The following is a 21,262-nucleotide window of genomic DNA, read 5'->3' on the forward strand; positions in this document are numbered from 1 at the left end:
GGGGGCCCATCGCATCAGGCGCCCAAACCGCCAAGGCACAGGTATTTGATTTCGAGATAGTCTTCGATGCCGTATTTTGAGCCTTCGCGCCCCAAACCTGAGTGCTTCATGCCGCCGAACGGCGCCACCTCGGTGGAGATCAGCCCTTCGTTGATGCCGACGATGCCGTACTCCAGCGCTTCGGCCACGCGCATCACCCGGCCGATGTCGCGGCTGTAGAAGTAAGCGGCCAGGCCGAACGGCGTGTCGTTGGCCAGTTCGACGGCGTCGGCCTCGTGGCTGAAGCGGATCAGGGGCGCCACCGGGCCGAACGTCTCCTCGCGGAAGATTTTCGCCGTGCGCGGCACGTCGGTCAGGATGGTCGGGGTGAAGAAATTGCCGCCCAGCGCGTCAGGCTTGCCGCCCAGCAGCACCGATGCGCCGTGTTCGACGGCGTCGGCGATATGCTCGCGCACTTTCTCCACTGCGTCCGGGTTAATCAGCGGGCCGATGGTGACGCCCTCATCCAGCCCGTTGCCGACTTTCAGCTTGGCGACGGCGGCTTTCAGTTTGGCGGCGAAGGCGTCGTATACGCCGTCCTGCACCAGAAAACGGTTGGTGCAGACGCAGGTCTGGCCGGCGTTGCGGTATTTCGAGGCGACCGCGCCGGCCACGGCGGCGTCCAGATCGGCGTCGTCGAACACGATAAACGGCGCGTTGCCGCCCAGCTCCATGCTGGTTTTCTTGATGGTGGGCGCGCACTGGGCCAGCAGCTGCGCGCCGACTTCGGTGCTGCCGGTGAAGGAGAGTTTACGCACATCCGGGTTGGCGGTGAGTTCGCCGCCGATGCCCTTGCTGGGGCCGGTGATCACGTTGCACACCCCGGCGGGCAGCCCGGCGCGCTCCGCCAGCACGGCGATCGCCAGCGCCGAGAACGGCGTCTGGCTGGCGGGGCGGATCACCCCGGTACAGCCGGCGGCCCAGCCGGGGCCGGCTTTGCGGGTGATCATCGCCGCCGGGAAGTTCCACGGGGTGATGGCGGCGAACACGCCGATCGGCTCTTTCTGCACGATAATGCGGCGACCGGCCTGCGGCTGCGGAATGGTGTCGCCGTAGACCCGCTTGCCTTCCTCGGCGAACCATTCGATAAAGGAGGCGGCATAGGCGATCTCACCGCGGCTTTCAGCCAGCGGTTTACCCTGTTCCGCCGTCATGATGCGTGCCAGATCGTCCTGATTTTCCATCATCAGTTCAAACAGCCGCCGCAGCTTGCCGGCGCGTTCTTTGGCGGTCAGCGCACGCCAGGCGGGCAGCGCCTTCTTGGCGGCGGCGATGGCGCGCGCGGTTTCTTCGGCGCCGAAGGCCGGCACGTGGCCGACCAGCTCGCCGTTGGCGGGATTATGAATGGCGATCGAACGGCCTGCTTGGGCCGGCAACCATTGCCCGTCGATGTAATTGGCCTCGCGGAACAGCGTGGGATCCTTGAGGGTAGCGCTAATGCTGGTGCTCATTGGTCTCTTCCTTTGCTGAGTTCAACAGAATGGTCTATCCCATACGGCTACCCTTTACCCTAGCAAACTTTGCCGCCGCCGTTTGCCGTAGCGGCGACAAGATGAGCGTTTTCTTCATGCGCACCTTCTGTACAAAAAATATCCGCCGCCGGGCCGATACTGAAAGAGCAGGCATATGACCCTTTTCGATGTGATTAAAAGGAGTGTGCGAATGATGAAATCAGTGGACAGACATCTCGCGGCCTACGGCAGCGAAATGGATTTTTTGGCGTCGAGCATCGCCCTGATGGAATGGCAAGGGCGGCAGATTGACGCCGGGCAGGTGGCCGGCAATATGTCGGAACAGCAAAGCCGCCTGTTCTTTGCGCGGTTGAGTTATTTTCGTCAGCTTTATCAGGCCGCATCGGCGGCCGAACACAGCCTGTAATCTTCCGATTCAGCCCCGCCGCAGCGGGGCTTTTCATTTCAGCGGTGCCACACCCCGGTCGCCAGCGTTGCCGGCGAATATTCCAGATCGCGTCCCCGCCACGGCAGCGCCGCCGCAAAACGCCAGGCGCGGTGAACGTCAAACCGCCAATAGCGTTCCGCCCCTTCAACGCCGGGATGTCCTTCCGCCTGCCAGAGGATCTGCGTTTTTCCCTGCAGATGCAGCACGTCGCCGCGCTCAAAATCGATGAACAGCAGCGCCGCCCGCGGTTCGGCCAGCAGGTTGCCCAACGTATTCATATAGCGGTTGCCGCGAAAGTCCGGCATCCACAGCGTGTCGCCTTCCAGATGGATAAAGCCGGGCCGCCCGCCGCGATGGGAAATATCGACGCCGCCCTGCGCCAGTTCCAGGTGCGCGCCGCTGGCGACGAAGCTGGTGTCCGCGGTGCGGATCAGCGCCTGCGCCGCCGCATCGAGCGAAGCTAAATGCTCAACCGGCTGTGGCCGGCTCTCCACCGGGTAGAGTTCGCGGCGCTGAATGTACTGCGGGCAGTTGCCGAAGCTTTGGTGAACGACGATCTCCACCCGGTTTTTGTCGGTGCGGCCGACGGTGCCGTTGGCGCGGTTGCGCCGCCGGTTGCTGAAGTCGAGCCCGAGCGCGCCGACCGGTTTGCCGGGCAGCAACAGCGCCTGGGCGGGATCGTCGCTGCGGCGCGGCGCGCTGATGCGCAGGTGCGTGTCGTCCGGCGTGCGTAAAAACCCGGGCGGGCCGCTGAACAGGGTGGCGATGGGCCAGCCCTGGTCGTCCAGCGTGGCGACAAACAGGTAGGGCAGTGCGGCGAAAAACGCGCGGTGCTGATCCGGCATCGCGGGGTAGATGCCGCCGCCCACGCGATCGAAACCGGCCAGCGTTTGCGCGCGCAGCTCATCGGGGTGGAACCGTTGCGAGATCATGGCGTCAGCTCGCCGCCGGTTCCGGCAGAGCCGGCATGGCGAAGAAGCCGGGAAGCGCCGCGATGCTCGCCACCCAGCGGCGTATGGCGGGGTAAGGCGCCAGCGAAATGCCGCCTTCGGCCGCGACCGCCACATAGCTGTAGCAGGCCAGATCGGCGATGGTCGCCTGTTCGCCGGCCAGATAGCCGCGCTCGCTCAGGTGCTGCTCCATCTGCGGCAGAAAACGATCGCTGATTGCCCGCGCCGCCTGATAATCCTCCGGCACGGCGAACTGGGCGATCAGCCGGCAGGAGGCCGGGCCGTAGCGCACTTCACCGGCGGCTTTGGAAAGCCAGGCCTGCACTCGCGCCGCCGCCGCCGGCTGTTCCGGCAGCCAGTGGCTGTTCGGCGCATAGCGCTTCACCAGATAGACCAGAATGGCGTTGCTGTCGGCCAGCGTCAGATCGCCGTCCTGCAAGACCGGGATCTGGCCGAACGGGTTGAGCCGGCGAAAGGCCGCGCTCTGGCGTACTTCCGCCGAGGCTTCTACCCATTCATAGGGCAGCGCCAGCATGCGCAGCAGCAACGCCACGCGGTGAACGTGGCCGGAAAGCGGGGTGCCGTAGAGGGTGATGGTGGACATGGCGTTTCTCCTCACTGTTTTTTTTCAGCATACTCTTGCGGCGAATGAGCGGAATCCGGCAATGTGGAAATTGATAATTTCATTTTTCGGAAGAGTCTATGGATCGATTAGACGAGTTGGCCATCTTCGTGGCGGTGGTGCAGCAGGGCAGCCTGGCGGCCGCTGGGCGCAAACTGCGGCGCTCGGCGCCGGCGATCACCCGGGCGATCGCCGCGCTGGAACAGCGTTTCGGCACCCGGCTGGTGGAGCGCACCACCCGGCGGCTGGCGCCTACCGAGGCGGGCGTGCGCCTGCTGGAGCGCGCGCAACAGCTGCTGCAGGATTATCAGGCGGTGGTGCAGGATACCACTGAAGCGCAGCTGAGCGGCTTGCTGCGCGTCACCTCGCCGGTGCAGTTCGGCCGCCGCTACGTGGCGCCGGTGGTGATGGCGTTTCTCGATGACTACCCGCAGATGCAGATCGAAATGGTGTTGAACGATCGCAATCTCGATCTGATTGACGAAGGATTGGATATCGCGGTGCGCATCGGTCATCTGCAGGACTCTTCCCGCGTGGCGCGGCGGCTGGGGCAGGTCAGCCGGGTGACGGTCGCCAGCCCGGCTTACCTGGCGCGCTGCGGCGAGCCGCGCTCGCCGGCGCAGCTGGCGGAGCACGCCACCATCGTCGGCACCCAGCGGCCGTCGCTGCGCGAATGGCGCTTCGGCCCGCAGGAAAACGGCGAGCGCGTGCGCTTGGCTCCCCGGCTGTTGCTCAACGACGTGGAGGCGCAGCTGCTGGCGGTGCGCGCCGGCAAGGGCATCGCCCGGCTGCTCTCGTATCAGGTGGCGGACGATCTGGCCGCCGGCACGCTGGTGCGGCTGCTGGCGGACCATGAACCGTTGCCGATGCCGGTACAGCTGGTGGCGCAGCAGGCGCAGCGCATGCCGCTCAAGGTGCGCGCCTTTTGGGATTATGCGTTTGAACGGCTCAGCGCATTGCCGCAAATTCAGCCGGACGGGCGGGGAAAATAAGCGCGAAAAGTTTCATGGGTTAAACTTTTTCGCCGCCTGTCTCATTTTATTTTACCGGGCGCGCATTGCTGATGCGCCCATCTTGACAATAATGTTGCCGGTGCTAATAGTTAATTCATATCTTAAATAATAAACGAAGTTTAATATATGAAACAACTTGCAGGGAGCTATGACAACGGCGCCACGGTGGATAATGAAGACGCTATTTTGACTTCATTTCAAACTCGCAGCGCGGCTATTTATCATCATGCTAAGCATGAAAAGAATATTGCGTATGGCGAAAGCGAACGCGAGACGATTGATTGGCTTTATTCTGCAAAGCAGCACCAGGGCACGTTAATTTTTCTTCACGGCGGCTATTGGCAATGCTGCGATAAGGCGGATTTCGCCTTTATCGCCGCCGGGCCGTTGGCGTTGGGTTTTGACGTGGTGCTGGTGGAATATGCGCTGGCGCCGGCGGTTAATCTTGACGCCATTTGTCGCCAGGTGGGGGCGGCGCTTGATGCCATTCAGCGTCGTCTGCCGCCGCACTATGCCCATCCGGTGCATTTGTGCGGCCATTCCGCCGGCGGGCATCTGGCGGCGTTTTGGCAGCGGCATGCGTTGGTGGATGCGGTCTTTCCCGTCAGCGGCCTGTTCGAACTGGCGCCGCTGCAAGAGAGCTATGTCAACCGGGCGCTGCAGCTGACCGCGCGGCAGATTGAAACGCTCAGCCCGGCGCGCCGGCTGCCGGCGCGCAGTAAGCCGCTCACGTTGTATTACGGCGCTGATGAGCTGCCGGAACTGATCGGCCAGTCGCAGCACTATCACGCGGCGCTGCGCCAAGGCGGGCTACCGGCCGATCTGGTCGCGGTGCCCGGCGCCAATCATTTCACCATTCTGGATGCGTTGTTCGCCGCCGACGGCGCGCTGCTTCGCCAACTTGACCACCACGGTAACCACTGACATGCGCGAAATCGTAGCGACCGGACTGCCGGAGATCGGCCAGCCTTTTTCCTGGGCTACCCGGGGCGGCGGCATGCTGTTTACCGCCCACGGCCCGGTGCGGGCGGACGGCAGCATCGAGACCGGCGCGCCGGAGCGACAGATTGCGTTAACCTTCGACAACCTGGCCCAGACGCTGAAGGCGGCGGGCAGCCACAGCGATAAGGTGCTGCAGGTAATGGTTTATCTCACCGACGTTAACGACGTTAAATTGCTCGATGATATTTACCGGAAATACTTTAATTATCCTTATCCCAATCGCTCCACGGTTATTGTCGAAAAATTGGTGGTGCCGGGAATGAAAATAGAAATTACCGTCAGCGCCATCGCCTGATTTAATTTCTCATTAAGTCCGTCTTCATATTAATTCAATAACGAGTTAAGGATGCGTCATGTTTAAACAGATTGCACCTTCCGCGGCCGATTCTGTTCCATCGCTGATGGGTGTCTATTTGCAGGATCCCAATCCGCAAAAAGTGAATTTAGGCATTGGCCTCTATTACGACCGGCAGAATGATTTTCGCCCGGCCGCATGTGCCTGCCGGGGCTCAACCCCGGCAATATCGACTACGTGACCGCCGCCATTCTCGACGTCACCCGTACCGCCTAACTTCGCTCGGGAACACAGCCATGCCACAGATGAATGATTTTGAGCATATCGCCCGCCGTCAGGGCGGGTTGAACAAGCATCTTACCGCCGGGCAGATGTCGATGCTGGCGATCGGCGGCGCCATCGGCACCGGGCTGTTTCTCGGCAGCGCCTACGCCATTCAGATGGCGGGGCCGGCGGTATTGCTGAGCTACCTGATCGGCGGCGTTATTGCGCTGCTGTTGATGGGGTGCCTGGCGGAAATGACCTCCGAACACCCGACGCCCGGCTCGTTCGGCGACTATGCCGAATTCTACCTCGGCCCGCTGTTCGGTTTTCTGGTGCGTTATTCCTACTGGTCTTGCGTGGTGCTGGCGGTGGGCACCGAAGTTACCGCCATCGGCATGTACATGCAGTTCTGGTTCCCGGCGACGCCGACCTGGCCGTGGGTGCTGCTGTTCTCGGCGGCGGTGATCGTCGTCAATGTGATCGGCGTGAAGTCGTTCGGCCAGGTGGAATACGCGCTGTCCACCGTCAAAGTGACGGCGATCGTGGCGTTCATTCTGATTGGCATCGGCATGCTGGCGTTCTCGGGCAACCCGGCCTACGGCCTGCGCAACCTGACCGCCGGCGGCTTCATGCCGTTTGGCGTCAAGGGCATGTGGTTCGCAACGATCGTGTCCATCTTCAGCTACCTGAGCATTGAAATGATCGCGGTGGCCGCCGGCGAGGCGAAAAATCCGGTGATTGCGGTGAAGGCGGCGTTCAAGGGCACCCTCGTGCGGCTGTTCATCTTCTACATGCTGTCGATCGCTCTGATGCTGGCCATCGTGCCCTGGCGCCAGTCCGGCACCGGTGAAAGCCCGTTCCTGATGGCGATGAACGTCATCCATCTGCCCGCCGCCGCCGGTATTTTCAACTTTATCGTGCTGGTGGCGGCGCTGTCGGCGATGAACAGCCAGCTGTATATCACCACCCGCATGATGTTCTCGCTGTCGCGCGCCGGGCAGGCGCCGGCGGCGTTGGGGCGCGTTAGCCGGCGCGGCATTCCGGTCAATGCGCTGGCGATGTCGTGCATCGGCATCGTGGTGTCTATCGTGCTGAGCCTGGTGGCGCCGGAAACCTCGTTCGCCGCCATGATGTCTATTTCGGTGTATGGCGCCTGCTTTACCTGGCTGATGATTTTCGTCACCCACCTGTTCTTCCGCCGCCGGCATCGGCAGACCCACCTGAAATTCCGCATGTGGGGGTTCCCCTATACCACCTTGCTGGGCGCCGGGCTGATGGCGGCGCTGATGATCTCGACCGCGTTTACCGAATTCTTCCGCATGACGCTGTGGTTCGGTATTCCGTTCACCTTGCTGCTGGTGGCGGCCTACCGCTTCCAAAGCCGCCGCGCGGCGGCGCCGTCGCCGTTCAAGGCGCCAGAGGTGGAGTAATGCGGGAGAGGGGCTGAGGCGCGCCTCAGCCCCGGGGATTACAGCTGGCTTTTCGGGATCAGGTGGTCGCCGAAGCTCAGGCGCTGGCGGCCCGGTTCGATTTCGGTCAGCGGCGCCACTTCGCGCAGCGAGGATTTGCAGCGCTGAACCAGATCCTGATATTCGCGGGTGCCGGCGATCTTCCAGGCCAGTTCTTGCTCGGTCAGATCGCGCAACACGCGCGCCGGGCTGCCGACCACCAGCTTGTTGGCTTCGAGAGTCGCCGCGGCTTTGACGAACGCCATCGCGCCGACGATGGTGTTCTCGCCGATCTCCGCACCGTCCATCACCACCGCATTCATGCCCACCATCGCATTGCGGCGAATGCGGCAGCCGTGCAGGATGGCGCCGTGGCCGATATGGCCGTCTTCTTCCACCACCGTGTCCTGCTGCGGGAAGCCGTGCATCACGCAGTTGTCCTGAATGTTGGCGCCGTCGCAGATCACCAGGCGGCCAAAATCGCCGCGCAGGCTGGCGTTCGGGCCGATGTACACGTGTTTGCCGACGATCACGTCGCCGATCAGCACCGCCGTCGGGTGCACGTAACTGCTGGGGTCAACGACCGGCGTCAGGCCGTCAATCTGATACACAGGCATAGCGTGAGTTCCTTAATATGTAGGGTCGCGCGGCAGGCCGCCGAAGCGCCGATAGTAGCCGGCGGCCGGCGCGGGCAGGGCGCCGATGGTGGTTTCCGCCAGCGCGCTGACGTACTCCGTCGCGGCGCGATCGACCTGCTGATAAAGATTGATGCACAGGTTGCGGGCGATCTGGCCCTCCCACTGCGCGGGCAGCAGCGCGTCCGGCAGCAGCGGATCTTTCAACACCACGCGACGGAAGAAGTGAATCAATAATAGCTTAATCTGGAAACAGCGCAGCGGCGTCAGCGCCGCCGGATCGACTTCGCGCAGCAGCGCCATCAGCGGCCGGAAGGAGACGATAAACTCGTGATAGCCGGCCGCCACCTCGCTTAGCGACCAGCAGTCGGCCACCAATTTCTGCAGGGTTTGCTCGGAGCGGTTGTAGGGATAATCGGCGCGGAAATAAATTACCTGCTCGCTGGCGTTCAGCTCGCCGAGCAGCGCCGTCACGTCGGTTTGCGCATGGGTGGGAGCGGCCATCAGGTTGCTGGCGATTTGCCCGAACCCGAGCCAGCCCAGCTCTTTTTTCAGCCGCGCACGCGCGTTTTTTTCGGCGCTTTCCAGCAGCAACAGCTCCCACTTGCCGTCCCAGGCGGGCTGCTCGCGCAAATAGATTTTCGATTCGGCGTGGCGGAACTGGCGCATTCCCTGCTCGGTCACGCGGTAGAAGCTGCGGCGGCCTATTTTCTCCACCGCCAGCCACCCTTCTTTTTGCAGGCGGAACACCGAGGTGCGCACGAAGCGATCGCCGAAGCCGAAGGCCTCCAGCAGCGCGCTCAGGCTGCCGAGCCACACTTCGCCGCCGCGGTGGCTGAGCGCGTCGCCGTACAGCGAAATGATCAGCGAGGTGCCGCTGATCGGCTGCGCGTCGACGGCATGGCGAATGAACTCATCCAGTTTATGTTCCATATTTTTCCATGGGTTAGCCTTCGATGAGCCATAACATTACGCCTAATTTGGGGCGGCGTCATCCGTGACGCCGTGCGCTTCAGCGCGGCCGCAAATCGACCACGCGCTGCGCTTTGCCTTCCGATCGCGGAATATCGCCGCAGTTGGCGATGCTGACGTCGGTGCTGACGCCCACGATCGATTTGATGTGGTGGCGCAGCTGGTGGCAGATGTCGCAACGCTGCTGGTGGCTGAGGCTGAGCGCCGATTCTTTCAGCTCGACGCGCACCGCCAGCGTGTCCAGGTGCCCGCTGCGGCTGACCTGCAGCTGATAGTGCGGCGACAGCTGCTCGAACTGCATGATCTGCTCTTCCACCTGCGACGGGAAGACGTTGACGCCGCGGATGATCAGCATGTCGTCGGAGCGGCCGGTGATTTTTCCCATGCGGCGCATCTGGCGTGCGTCGCCCGGCAGCAGCCGGGTGAGATCGCGGGTGCGGTAGCGGATCACCGGCAGCGCCTCTTTGGTCAGGGTGGTGAACACCAGTTCGCCGTGCTCGCCGTCCGGCAGGGCGACGCCGGTTTCCGGGCAGATGATCTCCGGCAGGAAGTGGTCTTCCCAAATGGTGGGGCCGCCGCCGCTTTCCAGGCACTCCATCGCCACGCCCGGCCCCATCACTTCCGACAGGCCGTAAATGTCCAGCGCCTTGATGCCCATGCGGGTTTCGATTTCGTGGCGCAGGGCTTCGGTCCAGGGTTCGGCGCCGAACACGCCGAGCCGCAGCGAGCAGCCGCGCGCGTCGCCGCCCATCTTGCGTTCCAGCTCGTCGATCAGCGTCAGGCAATAGGACGGCGTCACCATGATGATGTCGGGTTTGAAATCGAGGATCAGCTGCGCCTGGCGTTCCGTCTGGCCGCCGGACATCGGGATCACCGTCGCGCCGAGCCGCTCCGCACCGTAGTGCGCGCCAAGGCCGCCGGTGAACAGGCCGTAACCGTAGGCGACGTGCACCTTGTCTTTGGCGGTGGCGCCGCCGGCGCGCAGGCAGCGGGCGACGATATCGGCCCAGTTATCGATGTCGCGCTGGGTGTAACCCACCACCGTCGGCCGGCCGGTGGTGCCCGAGGAGGCGTGGATGCGCACCACCTGTTCCATCGGCACCGCGAAGGTGTCGAACGGGTAGTTGTCGCGCAGATCCTGCTTGGTGGTGTAGGGGAAGCGCGCCAGATCGCTCAGCTGCTTAAGATCGTCGGGGTGTACGCCGGCCTGGTCGAATTTGCGCTTGTACATCGGCACATTGTCGTAGGCGTGGTGCAGCGTCCACTTCAGACGCGTCAGCTGCAACGCTTCAATCTCATCGCGCGAGGCGAATTCGATCGTTTCGAGGGGCTGTGGATTTATTGTCATGGTTAGCCTCAGGGGTCAGACACGCTCAATGATCATGGCGATGCCCTGGCCGACGCCGATGCACATGGTGCAAAGCGCGTAGCGGCCGGCTCGCCGTTCCAGTTCAAACAGGGCGGCCAGCGCCAGGCGCGCGCCGCTCATGCCCAGCGGATGCCCCAGAGCGATCGCGCCGCCGTTGGGGTTGACCTGCGGGGCATTGTCCGGCAGGCCAAGCTGGCGCATCACCGCCAGCGCCTGGGCGGCGAACGCTTCGTTCAGTTCGATAACGTCCATCTGCGCCAGGCTCAGCCCGGCGATTTCCAGCACCTTGCGGGTGGCCGGCAGCGGGCCGATGCCCATCAGCCGCGGCTCCACGCCGCAGGTGGCGGTGGCAACGATGCGCGCGCGCGGCGTCAGCCCCTGGCGCGCCGCCATCGCTTCGGAGGCGACGATCAGCGCCGCCGCACCGTCGTTCAGGCCCGAGGCGTTGCCGGCGGTGACGCTGCCGGGCTGACGGAACGGGGTTTTCAGCGCCTGCAGCTGCTCGAAGGTGGTGTCGGGGCGCGGGTGTTCATCCTGGCTAAACAGCGTCACCGCGCCTTTTTTGCCGCTGAGGCTGACCGGGGCTATCTCCTGCGCCAGGTGGCCCAGCGCCTGCGCCCGGGCGGCGCGCTGCTGGCTGCGCAGCGCAAAGGCGTCCTGATCGGCACGGCTGATGTTGAACTGCGCCGCGACGTTTTCGGCGGTCTCCGGCATCGAATCGGTGCCGAACTCGGCCTGCATCCGCGGATTGACGAAGCGCCAGCCGAGGGTGGTGTCGTACAGCTGCGCCTGGCGGCTGAAGGCGCTGTCGGCCTTGCCCATCACCAGCGGCGCACGGGTCATCGATTCCGCGCCGCCCGCCAGCAGCAGCCCGGCGTCGCCGGCTTTGATGCTGCGCGCCGCCATCGCCAGCGCATCCAGGCCCGAACCGCACAGGCGGTTCACCGTGGTGCCGGAAACGCCGACCGGCACGCCGGCCAGCAGCAGCGCCATGCGCGCCAGGTTGCGGTTGTCTTCCCCGGCCTGGTTGGCGCAGCCGAGGATCACGTCGTCCAGCTGCGCCCAATCCACCTGCGGATGGCGTTCCAACAGCACGCGCAGCGGCAGGGCGGCCAGGTCGTCGGCGCGCACCTGGGCCAGCGCGCCGCCATAGCGGCCGATCGGGGTGCGCACGCCGTCGCAGATAAATGCCTGATTCATGCCTGATCTCCTAAAATGCTGTGGCCGAGGCGGTGCGCGCGGCCGCGGAACCAGGCGACGGTTTTGCCCCGTTGGTTAACGATTTCGACGTCATACAGCCCGGTGGCTTTGCCCTGATGGCGCACCGCCGCGCTGGCGGTGAGGCGGTCGCCGGCCAGCGCCGGGCGGACGAAGTCGATGCTGCAGCCGGAGGCCACCGCCGCCAACCCCTGGCTGTTGCAGGCGTAGGCGAAGGCGGTGTCCGCCAGGCTGAACAGCTGGCCGCCGTGGCAGGTCTGGTGGCCGTTGAGCATCTGCGGGCCGACGGTCATGCTGACCTGAGCGTATCCGGCGTCGACGGCGTCGATGTGCATTCCCATCGCCTGAGCGCAGGTATCTTGCTGGAACATCTGTTCGGCGCAGCGCTGAGCCAGCGCGCGCGGCGTATTGGCGTTCATCGTTCGGCTCCTGGGAAAGAGGCGGGGGAAGCGTAGCGGCGCAGCAGCGGCATTGGGCGATAGCGCGCTTCGCCGTAATAGCGTTGCAGGTTTTCCAGCGTCGCCAGAATGTGGCGCCAGCCGAGCGCGGCGCCCCAGGCCAGCGGGCCGCGCGGATAGTTGACGCCGCGCAGCATCGCCAGATCGGTATCTTCGGCGCTGGCGACACCTTTGTTCACCACGTCGAGCGCTTCGTTGGCCAGCATGGCCAGGGTGCGCATCGTCAGCAGGCCGGGGTAATCCGGCAGTTGAATGACCTGCTTGCCAAGGGACTGCAATAGGCGAATCGCTTTGGCATTGTGTTGCGCATCGTTTTGCGCCGCGCAGCTGATGGCGATGGCGGAAGCGTGCGCATAGTCGGCACAGAGATCGAACAGCACCACGGGCGTTCCACGTTCGTCGGCCAGTTGGCCGGCGGTTTTACCATTGGTTAACATCAGTGTAACGTCGTCGATCGTGACGTGCGGGCTGGTCTGGCCGGGTTGTTTGATCGCCCCCGCATTTTCGATCAACAGTTCCGCCAAATCGGCCAGCGAAGACCAGTCGCCGTGCAGCGTAACGCGTTGCGGCAATGCGGCCTGCGCCGGAGGCGAAAAGGCGATCGCGGCGGCGGATCGCGGTGCGTCGTAGCGGTAGAAACCGCGGCCGGACTTGCGGCCGAGGCGCCCGGCCGCCACCAGCTCCTGCTGCACCAGTGAGGGAGTGAAGCGTGGATCCTGATAGAAGGCCTGATACACCGATTCGGTCACGGCGTAATTGACGTCCTGGCCGATCAGATCGGTCAACTGCAGCGGGCCCATGGCGAAGCCGCCGGCGTCGCGCAATACCGCGTCCAGCGTGGCGGCGTCGGCCACCCGTTCCTCCAGCGCGCGCAGGGTTTCGGCATAGAACGGCCGCGCCACGCGGTTGACGATAAACCCGGGCGTCGAGCGGCACACGACGCTTTGCTTACCCCAGCGCTGCGCCAGGGCCTGCAGTGCGGCGAGGGTCTCTGTACCGGTCTCCAGACCGCTGACAATCTCCACCAGTTTCATCAGCGGCGCTGGGTTGAAGAAGTGCAGCCCGGCCATGCGCTGCGGGTGTTGCAGTGCGCCGGCGATGGCGGTGATCGACAGCGAAGAGGTATTGCTTACGAACAGCGTCGTGGGCGAGCAGATCGCCTCCAGATCGCGAAACAGGCTCTGCTTAATCGCCAAATTTTCCGCCACCGCTTCAATCACCAGCGTGCAGTCGGCCAGCTGCTCGAGCGAGTCGGCGCGTTCGAGGCGCGCCAGCAGCGCTTCGGTGGGCGCGGCGTCGGCCTTGCCGCCGTCTACCCGCTGGCGCAGGCGACGAGCGAGATCGTCGATCGCGCGCTGGGCGGCGGCGGGCGCGATATCGAACAGCCGCACCGGGTGGCCGGCGGCGGCGGCCACCTGGGCGATGCCGATGCCCATGGTGCCGGCGCCGATCACCGCCACCTGGCCGTTAATAAGGGGCGCGTTCATGGCTATTTCCCGCTGAAGTTGGGCGTGCGTTTGGCAAAGAACGCGCTGACGCCTTCGCGATAGTCGTCGCTGCGGCCGCCCAGGCGTTGCAGATCGCGCTCCAGATCGAGCTGCTGATCGAGGCTGTTGGTGGCCGCGCTGTAGAGGGCTTTCTTGATCAGCCCCAGGCCGTAGGTCGGCTGGGTAGCCAGATGGCGCGCCAGCGTTTGCGTGCGGTCGGCCAATTCATCCGCCGGCACCACCTGCCAGATCATGCCCCACGCCAGCGCCTGTTGGGCGCTGATTTTGTCACCCAGCATGGCCATGCCCATCGCGCGGGCGTGGCCGGCCAGCCGCGGCAGGAACCAGCTGCCGCCGGAGTCAGGCACCAGCCCCAGACGGCAGAACGACTGAATGAAGCTGGCATTGTCGGCGGCGATGACGATATCGCACGCCAGGGCCAGCGCGGCGCCGGCGCCGGCCGCCACGCCATTGACCGCGCACACCACCGGCTTCGGCAGGGCGGTCAGGCGACGGATCAGGGGGTTGTAGAAACGTTCGACCGACAGGCCGAGATCCGGCGCCTGTTGATCGGCGCTGACGTTGCGATCGTTGAGATCCTGCCCGGCGCAGAAACCGCGCCCGGCGCCGGCGATCAGCAGGCAGCGCACGCTGTCGTCGCGCTCGGCTTGCGTCAGCGCTTCGCTCAGCTGGCGATGCATCTCGTCGTTAAAGCTGTTGAGCCGATCCGGCCGGTTGAGGGTCAGCGTCAACACGCCGGCGTCGAGATGGCTGAGAATCAATGCGTTATCCATAAATCAGCGCCCCTGATAGTTTGGCGTACGTTTTTCGAAAAAGGCGGCGATGCCTTCGCGGCGATCGTCGGTGGCGGCCAGGGTGACGAACTGCTGACGCTCCATCGCCAGCCCCTGGCTGAGGCCGGTTTCCTCGGCCTGTTTCAGCGCCTGTTTGGCGGCGCGCAGCGCCAGCGGCGCCTGACGGCTGATGCGATCGGCAATCTGCTGCGTGCGTTCCAGCGTCAGGGCATCGACGCACACTTCGCCGATCAGGCCGGCCTGCAGCGCGGTGCGGGCGTCGATGGGCTCGCCGGTCAGCACCATCTGGCTGGCGCGCGACTTGCCGACGCAGCGGATCAGGCGCTGGGTGCCCCCGGCGCCCGGCATCAGGCCGAGGGTGATCTCCGGCAGGCCGAAGCGGGCGCTTTCGCCGCCGATGACGATGTCGCAGGCCAGCGCCAGCTCACAGCCGGCGCCCAGGGCATAACCGTTCACCGCCGCCAGCAGCGGCTTGCTGAACTGCGCCAGACGCTGCCACAGCTGCGGACGGCGATCCGCCAGCGCGGCCGGCAGATCCTGCTGTTGCAGTTCGCGCAGATCGGCGCCGGCGGCGAAGAAGCGCGCCGCACCGGCGATCACCACGGCGCCCACGCCGCTGTCGGCGTCGGCCTGCTCCAGGCGGGCAACCAGCTGTTCCAGGCACGGCGTACTCAGGGCGTTGCGCGCCTCCGGGCGATGCAGCGTCAGCGTGACCACGCGGTGCTGCTGCTGATGCAAAATAAAGGGGGTGTCCATCGCGGCTCCTAGACGTCGAAGTCCAATACCACGCCGTCGCCTTTCGGCCACGACTGGCAGCTCAATACGTAGCCCGCAGCCAGCTGATCCGGCTCCAGGCTATAGTTGACGCCCATCTCCACCTGGCCGGCCTTCAGACGGCATTTGCAGGTGGCGCAGACGCCGCCTTTGCAGGCGTAGGGCAGGTCGGCGCCCTGGCGCAGCGCGGCGTCGAGAATGCTGTCGTCCTGTTCGCCGATCTCGATATCCAACCGGCGGCCGTCGAGCAGGATCGCCACCCGGGTGGCGTTGCGATCGCCGCTGTGGCGCGGGCGGGCGGCCAAACCGCTGGTGTTGAAGCGTTCGCTGTGGATGTGATTGGCCGGTACGCCGGCCTGTTCCAGCACGGTTTGCGCGTCGTCCATCATCAATTCCGGCCCGCAGATAAAGGCGTGGTCATAGTCGCGGAAATCCAGCAGCGCGTCGCCGATCGCCGTCAGGCGTTCGCGGTCGATACGGCCGCTGAGCAGCGGGCTGTCGAGACTTTCCTGGCTGAACAGGTACAGCGGCTGAAAACGCTGCGGGTAGCGGTTTTTCAGGTCCGACAGCGCCTCTTTGAACATCATCGAACGGCTGTTGCGGTTGCCGTAGATCAGGGTGAAGCTGCTGCCCGGTTCGAGCTGCAGCGTCGCCTTGATGATCGACAGCATCGGCGTGATGCCGGAGCCGGCGGCGATCGCCAGGTAGTTGCCGTGGCGCTCTGCCTGCGGCTGGTAGCCGAAGCGCCCCTGCGGCACCATCACCTCCAGTGCGTCGCCGACCTTCAGCATGCGGTTGACGAAGCCGGAGAAGCGCCCCTGGTCAATCGCCTTCACGCCGATCTGCAGCAGGCCTTCCTGCGGTGAACTGCAGATGGAATAGCAACGCCGCAGCTCTTCGCCGTTGACCAACGCCTTGAGCGTCAGGTGCTGGCCGGGGGTATAGCGGTATTGGTTTTGCAGCTCTTCGGGCACCCGCAGGGTGATGGCTACGGCGTCCGGCGTTTCGCGCTCGATGGCGGCGACGTTCAGGCGATGAAAGACCGTCATGGTGTCAGCGCTCCTATATGCATTTGAAATAATCGAACGGTTCCCGGCAGTCGCAGCAGCGGTACAGCGCTTTACAGGCGGTGGAGCCGAACTCGCTGATCTTCTCGCTGTGGGTGCTGCCGCAGCGCGGGCAGGCTACCGGGCCGTGGGCGTGTGGCCGATCGCAGGTGTGCCCCTGCGGTGGCGCTACGCCGTATTGCCGCAGCCGTTCGCGGGCGTCGGCGTTCATCCAGTCGGTGGTCCAGGCCGGGCTGAGGCGAATGTCCACCTGCACCGGGCTGAAGCCGGCGGCCGCCAGCCGCTGCTCGATGGCGTTGAGCAGAAATTCGGTGGCCGGGCAGCCGGAATAGGTTGGAGTGAAGGTCACGCGCCAGCCCGCGCCGTCGCGCGCCACGTCGCGCACCATGCCCAAATCGGTGATCGACAGCACCGGCAGCTCGGGATCGCTGATCTGCTGCAGGCAGTGCCAAATCTGCGGAATTTCGGCGGGTTGCAAACGGGTGACGTTCATCGCGGCCTCCTACCATTGCCCGTTTGGATAGGCGCGCTGCAGGAACTGCATCTCCGCCAGCAGCGGGCCGAGGTGTTCGCTGTGCCGGCCTTGCTTGCCGCCGTGCCGGAACGCCTGCTCGGCAGGCAGCGCCAGCGTCGCCTGGCGCAGCGTCTCTTCCACCTGCGCTTGCCAGGGGGCCTGCAGTTCGCGGGGATCGACGGCGATGCCTTGTTCCGCCAGTTCCAGCTCCAGCGCGTCGGCGTGGAACAGCTCGGCGGTGAAGCGCCACAGGTTATCCAGTGATTGCTGGATCTTGCGGTGGCTGACGTCGTTGCCGTCGCCAAGGCGGATCATCCAGCCGTGGCTGAAGCGCAGGTGGTAATCGGACTCCTTCAGCGACTTGGCGGCGATGGCGGCGATCTGCGCGTCGCGGCTGCGGCTCAGCGCCTGGTGCAGCTGTACGTGGTAGGCATCGAGCAGGAACTGACGCACCAGCGTGTCGTTGAAACCGCCGTTCGGCTGCTCCGCCAACAGCAGGTTATGAAACTGGCGCTCGTCGCGCCCGAAGGCCAGGCTGTCTTCGCTGCAGGGCGGGCCGGCCAGTTCGGCGGCGTAGCCCAGGAAGTTGCGCGCCTGGCCGAGCAGATCGAGCCCGATGTTGGCCAGCGCCAGATCGATTTCCAGCTCGGGCGCGTGGCCGCACCAGGCGCACAGGCGCTGGGCGAGGATCAGTGGCGTGTCGCCCTGGCGGAGTAAATAGCTGATGCGCGGATCGTTAACCGTCATGGTCGCCTCTACATGTTCTTGATGCCGTCGGGAATGGTGTAAAACGTCGGATGACGGTAGATCTTGTCTTCGGACGGATCGAAGAACGCGCCGCGATCTTCCGGCTGCGAGGCGATCAGATGGCGCGACTGCACCACCCAGATCGAGCAGCCTTCGTTGCGGCGCGTGTAGGCGTCGCGGGCGTTTTCCAGCGCCATTTGGTCGTCGGCGGCGTGCAGGCTGCCGACGTGGCGATGCGCCAGCCCTTGTTTGCTGCGAATAAACACTTCATACAGCGGCCATTCAACGTGGCTCATGATCTCGGTTCCTTATGTTGGCTATGCGGCGGAGGCGGCGTTTTTCGCGGCGTGGGCCATGGCGCCGTCGCGCACCCAGGCGCCGTCTTCCCAGGCGCGGCGTTTGGCCTGCAGGCGTTCGTGGTTGCATTGGCCGCGCCCTTTGATCACCTCATGCAGCTCGCTCCAGTCGATTTCGCCGAAGCGATAGTGGCCGGCGGCGGCGTCCCAGCTCAGCTCCGGATCCGGCGCCGTCATGCCGAGCGCCTCAAGCTGCGGCACGGTGTTGTCGACGAACTTCTGCCGCAGCTCATCGTTGCTGTGGCGTTTGATCTTCCACGCCATGCTCTGGGCGCTGTGGGGGGAGTCGGCGTCGCTCGGGCCGAACATCATCAGCACCGGCCACCAGAAGCGATCGATGGCGTCCTGCAGCATGGCGCGCTGCGTGTCGCTGCCGTTGGCCATCGCCATTACCGCCTCGTAGCCCTGGCGCTGATGGAAGCTTTCCTCTTTGCAGATCTTCACCATCGCCCGCGCATAGGGGCCGTAGGACGCGCGGCACAGCGCCACCTGGTTGACGATGGCGGCGCCGTCGACCAGCCAGCCGATCACGCCGATATCCGCCCAGTTGAGCGTGGGGTAGTTGAAGATAGAGGAGTACTTCATCTTGCCGTCGAGCATCTTTTGGTAGATGTCCTGGCGCGAACAGCCGAGGGTTTCGGCGGCGCTGTAGAGGTACAGACCGTGGCCGGCCTCATCTTGCACTTTGGCCAGCAGCACCGCTTTGCGGCGCAGCGTGGGGGCGCGCGTCAGCCAGTTGGCTTCCGGCAGCATGCCGATGACTTCCGAGTGGGCGTGTTGGCCAATCTGCCGAATCAGGTTCTGACGGTAGGCGTCCGGCATCCAGTCTTTGGCCTCAATGGCGATATCCGCCGCGATCTTGTTGTCGAAATGCTGCTGATACTGTGCGTCAGTTGTCATGCTTGCCTCTTGGTGATTCGTATTTTTCACATTAAACATAAAAATGTGAATCACTTTAACTAACCATAAGGCTACAAACTGATAACAAAAAGATCAAACGTAATTAATGTGGTTTTGCGAGGTTACTCACAATTGGTTTTGTTATTTATTTGATTTTATTTGATAAATAAAGTGATTAATTCCTTGTTTATGGCAGGTTAAGCGGTCTGAAAACGCCTTTTGTTCTCTTTTTGTTAAAATTTGATTTGGCCTCGACTGGCATTTATATGATACGTAATTAAGCTGTATGGTGAAAATTTATGAATTTCGGAGGGCACATGCAGCAGTTACACAGTTATCTTTCTGGCGCCTGGGTGTACGGGCAGGGAGAGGCGCGCGAAATCCGCCACGCGGTGACCGGCGAAGCGCTGTACCAGGTCTGCACCGACGGCCTGCCGTTGGCGGCGAGCCTGGACTATGCCCGCAGCCGCGGCGGCCCGGCGCTGGCGCACATGACGTTCCAGCAGCGCGCCCAGATGCTGAAAGCGGTAGCCAAACACCTGCTGGCGCATAAAGAGGCGCTGTATCAGATTTCCTATCAAACCGGGGCGACGCGCAGCGACGGCTGGGTCGATATCGAGGGCGGCATCGCCACGCTGTTCGCCTATGCCGGCATGGCCGGCCGCGATCTGCCGGACGATACCCTGTGGCCGGAAGACGAGCTGATCCCATTGTCGAAACAGGCGCAGTTCGCCGCCCGCCACGTGCTCACTTCGCGCCCCGGCGTGGCACTGCACATCAACGCCTTCAACTTCCCGTGCTGGGGCATGCTGGAGAAACTGGCGCCGACCTGGCTGGCGGGCATGCCGGCCATCATCAAGCCGGCCACCGCCACCGCGCAGCTGACGCAGGCGATGGTCAGGCTGATCGTCGACAGCGGCCTGGTGCCGGAAGGGGCGCTGCAGCTGGTTTGCGGCGGCGTCGGCGACATGTTTGCGCACCTGGATTACCAGGATGCGGTGACTTTCACCGGTTCGGCGCAGACCGGGCAGCGGCTGCGGGCACACCCGCGCCTGCTGGAGAAATCGATCGCGTTCACCATGGAGGCGGATTCGCTCAACTGCTGCGTGCTGGCAGAAGACGTGACGCCGGAAATGCCCGAGTTTGCGCTGTTCATCAAAGAAGTGTGCCGTGAAATGACCGCCAAGGCGGGGCAGAAATGCACCGCGATCCGCCGCATCATCGTGCCGGCGGCGCAGGTGGTGGCGGTGCGTCAGGCCTTGCTGCAGCGCCTGGCGGGGGTGACGGTGGGCGACCCGCAGCTGGAGCAGGTGCGCATGGGGGCGTTGGTTAGCCACGAGCAGCGTGATGATGTGCAAAGCAAGGTGGAGTTCCTGCTGCGCAACGGCTGCGAACCGCTCTGTGGCGCGGCGCTGGATAAGCTGGAGGTGCTGGGCGACGGCGCGCGCGGCGGGGCGTTTTATCCGCCGACCCTGTTATATTGCGCCGATCCGTTCACCCATCAGGCGGTTCACGGCACCGAGGCCTTCGGCCCGGTGGCGACGCTGATGCCGTATGCGGATACCGAACAGGCGATCGCGTTGGCGTTGCTGGGGCAGGGCAGCCTGGCGGGCTCGCTGGTGACCGCCGATCCGGCATTGGCCACGCGCTTCATTCGCGCGGCGGCCTGCGCCCACGGCCGCATGTTGATTTTGGATGAGCGGGCGGCGGCGGAGTCCACCGGCCACGGTTCGCCGCTGCCGATGCTGGTACACGGCGGCCCGGGGCGCGCCGGCGGCGGTGAAGAGCTGGGCGGGCTGCGCGCGGTGAAACACTATATGCAGCGCACGGCGATCCAGGGCAGCCCGGCGATGCTGGCGGCCATCGGCGGCGAATGGGTGCGCGGCGCGCCGGTCGCCGAGCATCCGGTGCATCCGTTCCGGAAATACTTCGAGCAGCTGCAGCTGGGCGACAGCCTGTTGACCGCGCGCCGCACCGTGACCGAAGCGGATATCGTCAACTTCGCCTGCCTGAGCGGCGACCATTTCTACGCGCACATGGACAAGATCGGCGCCGCCGACTCGCTGTTCGGCGAGCGGGTGGCGCACGGTTACTTTGTGGTGTCCGCCGCGGCCGGGCTGTTTGTCGACGCCGCCGTCGGGCCGGTGATCGCCAACTACGGCATGGAAAATTTGCGCTTTATCGAGCCGGTGAAGATCGGCGATACCATTCAGGTGCGGTTGACCTGCAAAAAGAAAATCCGCAAGCCGCAGAAAACCGCCGAAGATCGCCCGCACGGCGTGGTGGTGTGGGATGTGCAGGTGTTGAATCAGCAACAGCAGCCGGTGGCGCTGTACAGCATTCTGACGCTGGTGGCGCGCCAACAGGGGGACTTCGAAGCGTGATGCGCGTTTGCCGCCGCCGGCCCCCGGCGGCGGC

The 21,262-nt window shown here is 64.3% G+C and carries 23 protein-coding genes; 7 read left to right on the forward strand and 16 right to left on the reverse strand.

All coding sequences use genetic code 11. The features are described 5' to 3' along the window. Positions 1-14: 14 nt before the first annotated feature. The gene (gene gabD / locus ACJ8MK_RS13535) at positions 15-1,490 is read right to left on the reverse strand and encodes an NADP-dependent succinate-semialdehyde dehydrogenase (protein ID WP_060387985.1); all 1,476 of its coding nucleotides are present in this window, start codon (positions 1,488-1,490) and stop codon (positions 15-17) included. Between the two features lie 211 nt (positions 1,491-1,701). On the opposite strand from gabD, the gene ACJ8MK_RS13540 reads away from it, so the two are divergent. Then, positions 1,702-1,917 (forward strand): glycogen synthase, encoded by a 216-nt coding sequence (locus ACJ8MK_RS13540; protein WP_033635117.1) that lies wholly within the window; start codon positions 1,702-1,704, stop codon positions 1,915-1,917. Between the two features lie 38 nt (positions 1,918-1,955). Here ACJ8MK_RS13540 and ACJ8MK_RS13545 read toward each other — a convergent pair whose 3' ends face one another. Beyond that, on the reverse strand, positions 1,956-2,870 hold the full coding sequence (locus ACJ8MK_RS13545) for a pyridoxamine 5'-phosphate oxidase family protein (protein ID WP_342135717.1): 915 nt from the start codon (positions 2,868-2,870) through the stop codon (positions 1,956-1,958). 4 nt (positions 2,871-2,874) lie between these two features. Then, on the reverse strand, positions 2,875-3,492 hold the full coding sequence (locus ACJ8MK_RS13550) for a glutathione S-transferase family protein (protein WP_033647870.1): 618 nt from the start codon (positions 3,490-3,492) through the stop codon (positions 2,875-2,877). A 98-nt stretch (positions 3,493-3,590) separates the two neighbouring features. Here ACJ8MK_RS13550 and ACJ8MK_RS13555 point away from each other — a divergent pair, with 98 nt between their 5' ends. The 5 genes from ACJ8MK_RS13555 to ACJ8MK_RS13575 all read left to right on the forward strand — a co-directional run bounded on the left by ACJ8MK_RS13555 (position 3,591) and on the right by ACJ8MK_RS13575 (position 7,514). Continuing rightward, entirely contained in the window at positions 3,591-4,502 is a 912-nt protein-coding gene (locus ACJ8MK_RS13555; protein WP_103772243.1) for a LysR family transcriptional regulator, read from the forward strand. Between the two features lie 147 nt (positions 4,503-4,649). Next, positions 4,650-5,447: an alpha/beta hydrolase gene (locus ACJ8MK_RS13560; RefSeq protein WP_101427097.1), complete on the forward strand. Its 798-nt coding sequence runs from the start codon at positions 4,650-4,652 to the stop codon at positions 5,445-5,447. Position 5,448: 1 nt separating this feature from the next. Continuing rightward, on the forward strand, positions 5,449-5,820 hold the full coding sequence (locus ACJ8MK_RS13565) for a RidA family protein (protein WP_060452558.1): 372 nt from the start codon (positions 5,449-5,451) through the stop codon (positions 5,818-5,820). Positions 5,821-5,878: 58 nt separating this feature from the next. Then, positions 5,879-6,061: a hypothetical protein gene (locus ACJ8MK_RS13570; protein ID WP_072021620.1), complete on the forward strand. Its 183-nt coding sequence runs from the start codon at positions 5,879-5,881 to the stop codon at positions 6,059-6,061. A gap of 55 nt (positions 6,062-6,116) precedes the next feature. Further along, positions 6,117-7,514 (forward strand): amino acid permease, encoded by a 1,398-nt coding sequence (locus ACJ8MK_RS13575; protein WP_442517818.1) that lies wholly within the window; start codon positions 6,117-6,119, stop codon positions 7,512-7,514. Between the two features lie 38 nt (positions 7,515-7,552). On the opposite strand, the gene paaY is transcribed toward ACJ8MK_RS13575, so the two are convergent. From paaY to paaA, 13 genes are all read right to left on the reverse strand, one after another. Beyond that, positions 7,553-8,149 carry a phenylacetic acid degradation protein PaaY gene (gene paaY, locus ACJ8MK_RS13580; RefSeq protein WP_033635110.1) on the reverse strand — a complete coding sequence of 199 codons (597 nt, stop codon included), beginning with the start codon at positions 8,147-8,149 and terminating at the stop codon, positions 7,553-7,555. Positions 8,150-8,161: 12 nt separating this feature from the next. After that, the gene (paaX, locus tag ACJ8MK_RS13585) at positions 8,162-9,100 is read right to left on the reverse strand and encodes a phenylacetic acid degradation operon negative regulatory protein PaaX (protein WP_033647864.1); all 939 of its coding nucleotides are present in this window, start codon (positions 9,098-9,100) and stop codon (positions 8,162-8,164) included. A 79-nt stretch (positions 9,101-9,179) separates the two neighbouring features. Continuing rightward, a complete protein-coding gene (paaK, locus tag ACJ8MK_RS13590; RefSeq protein ID WP_038872175.1) occupies positions 9,180-10,487 on the reverse strand; it encodes a phenylacetate--CoA ligase PaaK in 1,308 nt (435 codons plus the stop codon). Between the two features lie 15 nt (positions 10,488-10,502). Then, complete coding sequence (pcaF, locus tag ACJ8MK_RS13595) at positions 10,503-11,708, reverse strand: 3-oxoadipyl-CoA thiolase (RefSeq protein ID WP_442517819.1); 1,206 nt, start codon at positions 11,706-11,708, stop codon at positions 10,503-10,505. Continuing rightward, positions 11,705-12,145, reverse strand: a complete 441-nt coding sequence (gene paaI, locus ACJ8MK_RS13600; protein WP_033635105.1) for a hydroxyphenylacetyl-CoA thioesterase PaaI — start codon at positions 12,143-12,145, stop codon at positions 11,705-11,707. Before paaI ends, pcaF begins: the two co-directional genes overlap by 4 nt. After that, a complete protein-coding gene (locus ACJ8MK_RS13605) occupies positions 12,142-13,671 on the reverse strand; it encodes a 3-hydroxyacyl-CoA dehydrogenase (RefSeq protein WP_442517820.1) in 1,530 nt (509 codons plus the stop codon). The genes paaI and ACJ8MK_RS13605 overlap by 4 nt, the downstream gene beginning before the upstream one ends. A gap of 2 nt (positions 13,672-13,673) precedes the next feature. After that, a complete protein-coding gene (gene paaG, locus ACJ8MK_RS13610) occupies positions 13,674-14,465 on the reverse strand; it encodes a 2-(1,2-epoxy-1,2-dihydrophenyl)acetyl-CoA isomerase PaaG (protein WP_103772246.1) in 792 nt (263 codons plus the stop codon). A 3-nt stretch (positions 14,466-14,468) separates the two neighbouring features. After that, complete coding sequence (gene paaF / locus ACJ8MK_RS13615; protein ID WP_047571496.1) at positions 14,469-15,242, reverse strand: 2,3-dehydroadipyl-CoA hydratase PaaF; 774 nt, start codon at positions 15,240-15,242, stop codon at positions 14,469-14,471. Between the two features lie 8 nt (positions 15,243-15,250). Continuing rightward, complete coding sequence (gene paaE / locus ACJ8MK_RS13620; protein ID WP_442517821.1) at positions 15,251-16,309, reverse strand: 1,2-phenylacetyl-CoA epoxidase subunit PaaE; 1,059 nt, start codon at positions 16,307-16,309, stop codon at positions 15,251-15,253. A gap of 13 nt (positions 16,310-16,322) precedes the next feature. Next, the gene (gene paaD / locus ACJ8MK_RS13625; RefSeq protein WP_033653577.1) at positions 16,323-16,820 is read right to left on the reverse strand and encodes a 1,2-phenylacetyl-CoA epoxidase subunit PaaD; all 498 of its coding nucleotides are present in this window, start codon (positions 16,818-16,820) and stop codon (positions 16,323-16,325) included. Between the two features lie 9 nt (positions 16,821-16,829). Beyond that, positions 16,830-17,588: a 1,2-phenylacetyl-CoA epoxidase subunit PaaC gene (gene paaC / locus ACJ8MK_RS13630; RefSeq protein ID WP_442517822.1), complete on the reverse strand. Its 759-nt coding sequence runs from the start codon at positions 17,586-17,588 to the stop codon at positions 16,830-16,832. Between the two features lie 8 nt (positions 17,589-17,596). Beyond that, positions 17,597-17,884, reverse strand: coding sequence for a 1,2-phenylacetyl-CoA epoxidase subunit PaaB (gene paaB / locus ACJ8MK_RS13635; RefSeq protein WP_004935173.1), 288 nt, complete (start codon positions 17,882-17,884; stop codon positions 17,597-17,599). A gap of 21 nt (positions 17,885-17,905) precedes the next feature. Beyond that, complete coding sequence (gene paaA / locus ACJ8MK_RS13640; protein ID WP_442517823.1) at positions 17,906-18,844, reverse strand: 1,2-phenylacetyl-CoA epoxidase subunit PaaA; 939 nt, start codon at positions 18,842-18,844, stop codon at positions 17,906-17,908. A gap of 317 nt (positions 18,845-19,161) precedes the next feature. On the opposite strand from paaA, the gene paaZ reads away from it, so the two are divergent. After that, the gene (gene paaZ, locus ACJ8MK_RS13645) at positions 19,162-21,228 is read left to right on the forward strand and encodes a phenylacetic acid degradation bifunctional protein PaaZ (protein ID WP_442517824.1); all 2,067 of its coding nucleotides are present in this window, start codon (positions 19,162-19,164) and stop codon (positions 21,226-21,228) included. Positions 21,229-21,262 lie beyond the last annotated feature (34 nt).

Source organism: Serratia sp. CY38905, from assembly GCF_052168875.1.
Lineage (GTDB): Bacteria > Pseudomonadota > Gammaproteobacteria > Enterobacterales > Enterobacteriaceae > Serratia > Serratia sarumanii.

What these genes read in the sequence shown, in the direction of transcription:
- gabD (WP_060387985.1), bottom strand. Translation starts at nt 1,490, where the DNA reads ATGAGCACCAGCATTAGCGCTACCCTCAAGGATCCCACGCTGTTCCGC.
- ACJ8MK_RS13540 (WP_033635117.1), top strand. Translation starts at nt 1,702, where the DNA reads ATGATGAAATCAGTGGACAGACATCTCGCGGCCTACGGCAGCGAAATG.
- ACJ8MK_RS13545 (WP_342135717.1), bottom strand. Translation starts at nt 2,870, where the DNA reads ATGATCTCGCAACGGTTCCACCCCGATGAGCTGCGCGCGCAAACGCTG.
- ACJ8MK_RS13550 (WP_033647870.1), bottom strand. Translation starts at nt 3,492, where the DNA reads ATGTCCACCATCACCCTCTACGGCACCCCGCTTTCCGGCCACGTTCAC.
- ACJ8MK_RS13555 (WP_103772243.1), top strand. Translation starts at nt 3,591, where the DNA reads ATGGATCGATTAGACGAGTTGGCCATCTTCGTGGCGGTGGTGCAGCAG.
- ACJ8MK_RS13560 (WP_101427097.1), top strand. Translation starts at nt 4,650, where the DNA reads ATGAAACAACTTGCAGGGAGCTATGACAACGGCGCCACGGTGGATAAT.
- ACJ8MK_RS13565 (WP_060452558.1), top strand. Translation starts at nt 5,449, where the DNA reads ATGCGCGAAATCGTAGCGACCGGACTGCCGGAGATCGGCCAGCCTTTT.
- ACJ8MK_RS13570 (WP_072021620.1), top strand. Translation starts at nt 5,879, where the DNA reads ATGTTTAAACAGATTGCACCTTCCGCGGCCGATTCTGTTCCATCGCTG.
- ACJ8MK_RS13575 (WP_442517818.1), top strand. Translation starts at nt 6,117, where the DNA reads ATGCCACAGATGAATGATTTTGAGCATATCGCCCGCCGTCAGGGCGGG.
- paaY (WP_033635110.1), bottom strand. Translation starts at nt 8,149, where the DNA reads ATGCCTGTGTATCAGATTGACGGCCTGACGCCGGTCGTTGACCCCAGC.
- paaX (WP_033647864.1), bottom strand. Translation starts at nt 9,100, where the DNA reads ATGGAACATAAACTGGATGAGTTCATTCGCCATGCCGTCGACGCGCAG.
- paaK (WP_038872175.1), bottom strand. Translation starts at nt 10,487, where the DNA reads ATGACAATAAATCCACAGCCCCTCGAAACGATCGAATTCGCCTCGCGC.
- pcaF (WP_442517819.1), bottom strand. Translation starts at nt 11,708, where the DNA reads ATGAATCAGGCATTTATCTGCGACGGCGTGCGCACCCCGATCGGCCGC.
- paaI (WP_033635105.1), bottom strand. Translation starts at nt 12,145, where the DNA reads ATGAACGCCAATACGCCGCGCGCGCTGGCTCAGCGCTGCGCCGAACAG.
- ACJ8MK_RS13605 (WP_442517820.1), bottom strand. Translation starts at nt 13,671, where the DNA reads ATGAACGCGCCCCTTATTAACGGCCAGGTGGCGGTGATCGGCGCCGGC.
- paaG (WP_103772246.1), bottom strand. Translation starts at nt 14,465, where the DNA reads ATGGATAACGCATTGATTCTCAGCCATCTCGACGCCGGCGTGTTGACG.
- paaF (WP_047571496.1), bottom strand. Translation starts at nt 15,242, where the DNA reads ATGGACACCCCCTTTATTTTGCATCAGCAGCAGCACCGCGTGGTCACG.
- paaE (WP_442517821.1), bottom strand. Translation starts at nt 16,309, where the DNA reads ATGACGGTCTTTCATCGCCTGAACGTCGCCGCCATCGAGCGCGAAACG.
- paaD (WP_033653577.1), bottom strand. Translation starts at nt 16,820, where the DNA reads ATGAACGTCACCCGTTTGCAACCCGCCGAAATTCCGCAGATTTGGCAC.
- paaC (WP_442517822.1), bottom strand. Translation starts at nt 17,588, where the DNA reads ATGACGGTTAACGATCCGCGCATCAGCTATTTACTCCGCCAGGGCGAC.
- paaB (WP_004935173.1), bottom strand. Translation starts at nt 17,884, where the DNA reads ATGAGCCACGTTGAATGGCCGCTGTATGAAGTGTTTATTCGCAGCAAA.
- paaA (WP_442517823.1), bottom strand. Translation starts at nt 18,844, where the DNA reads ATGACAACTGACGCACAGTATCAGCAGCATTTCGACAACAAGATCGCG.
- paaZ (WP_442517824.1), top strand. Translation starts at nt 19,162, where the DNA reads ATGCAGCAGTTACACAGTTATCTTTCTGGCGCCTGGGTGTACGGGCAG.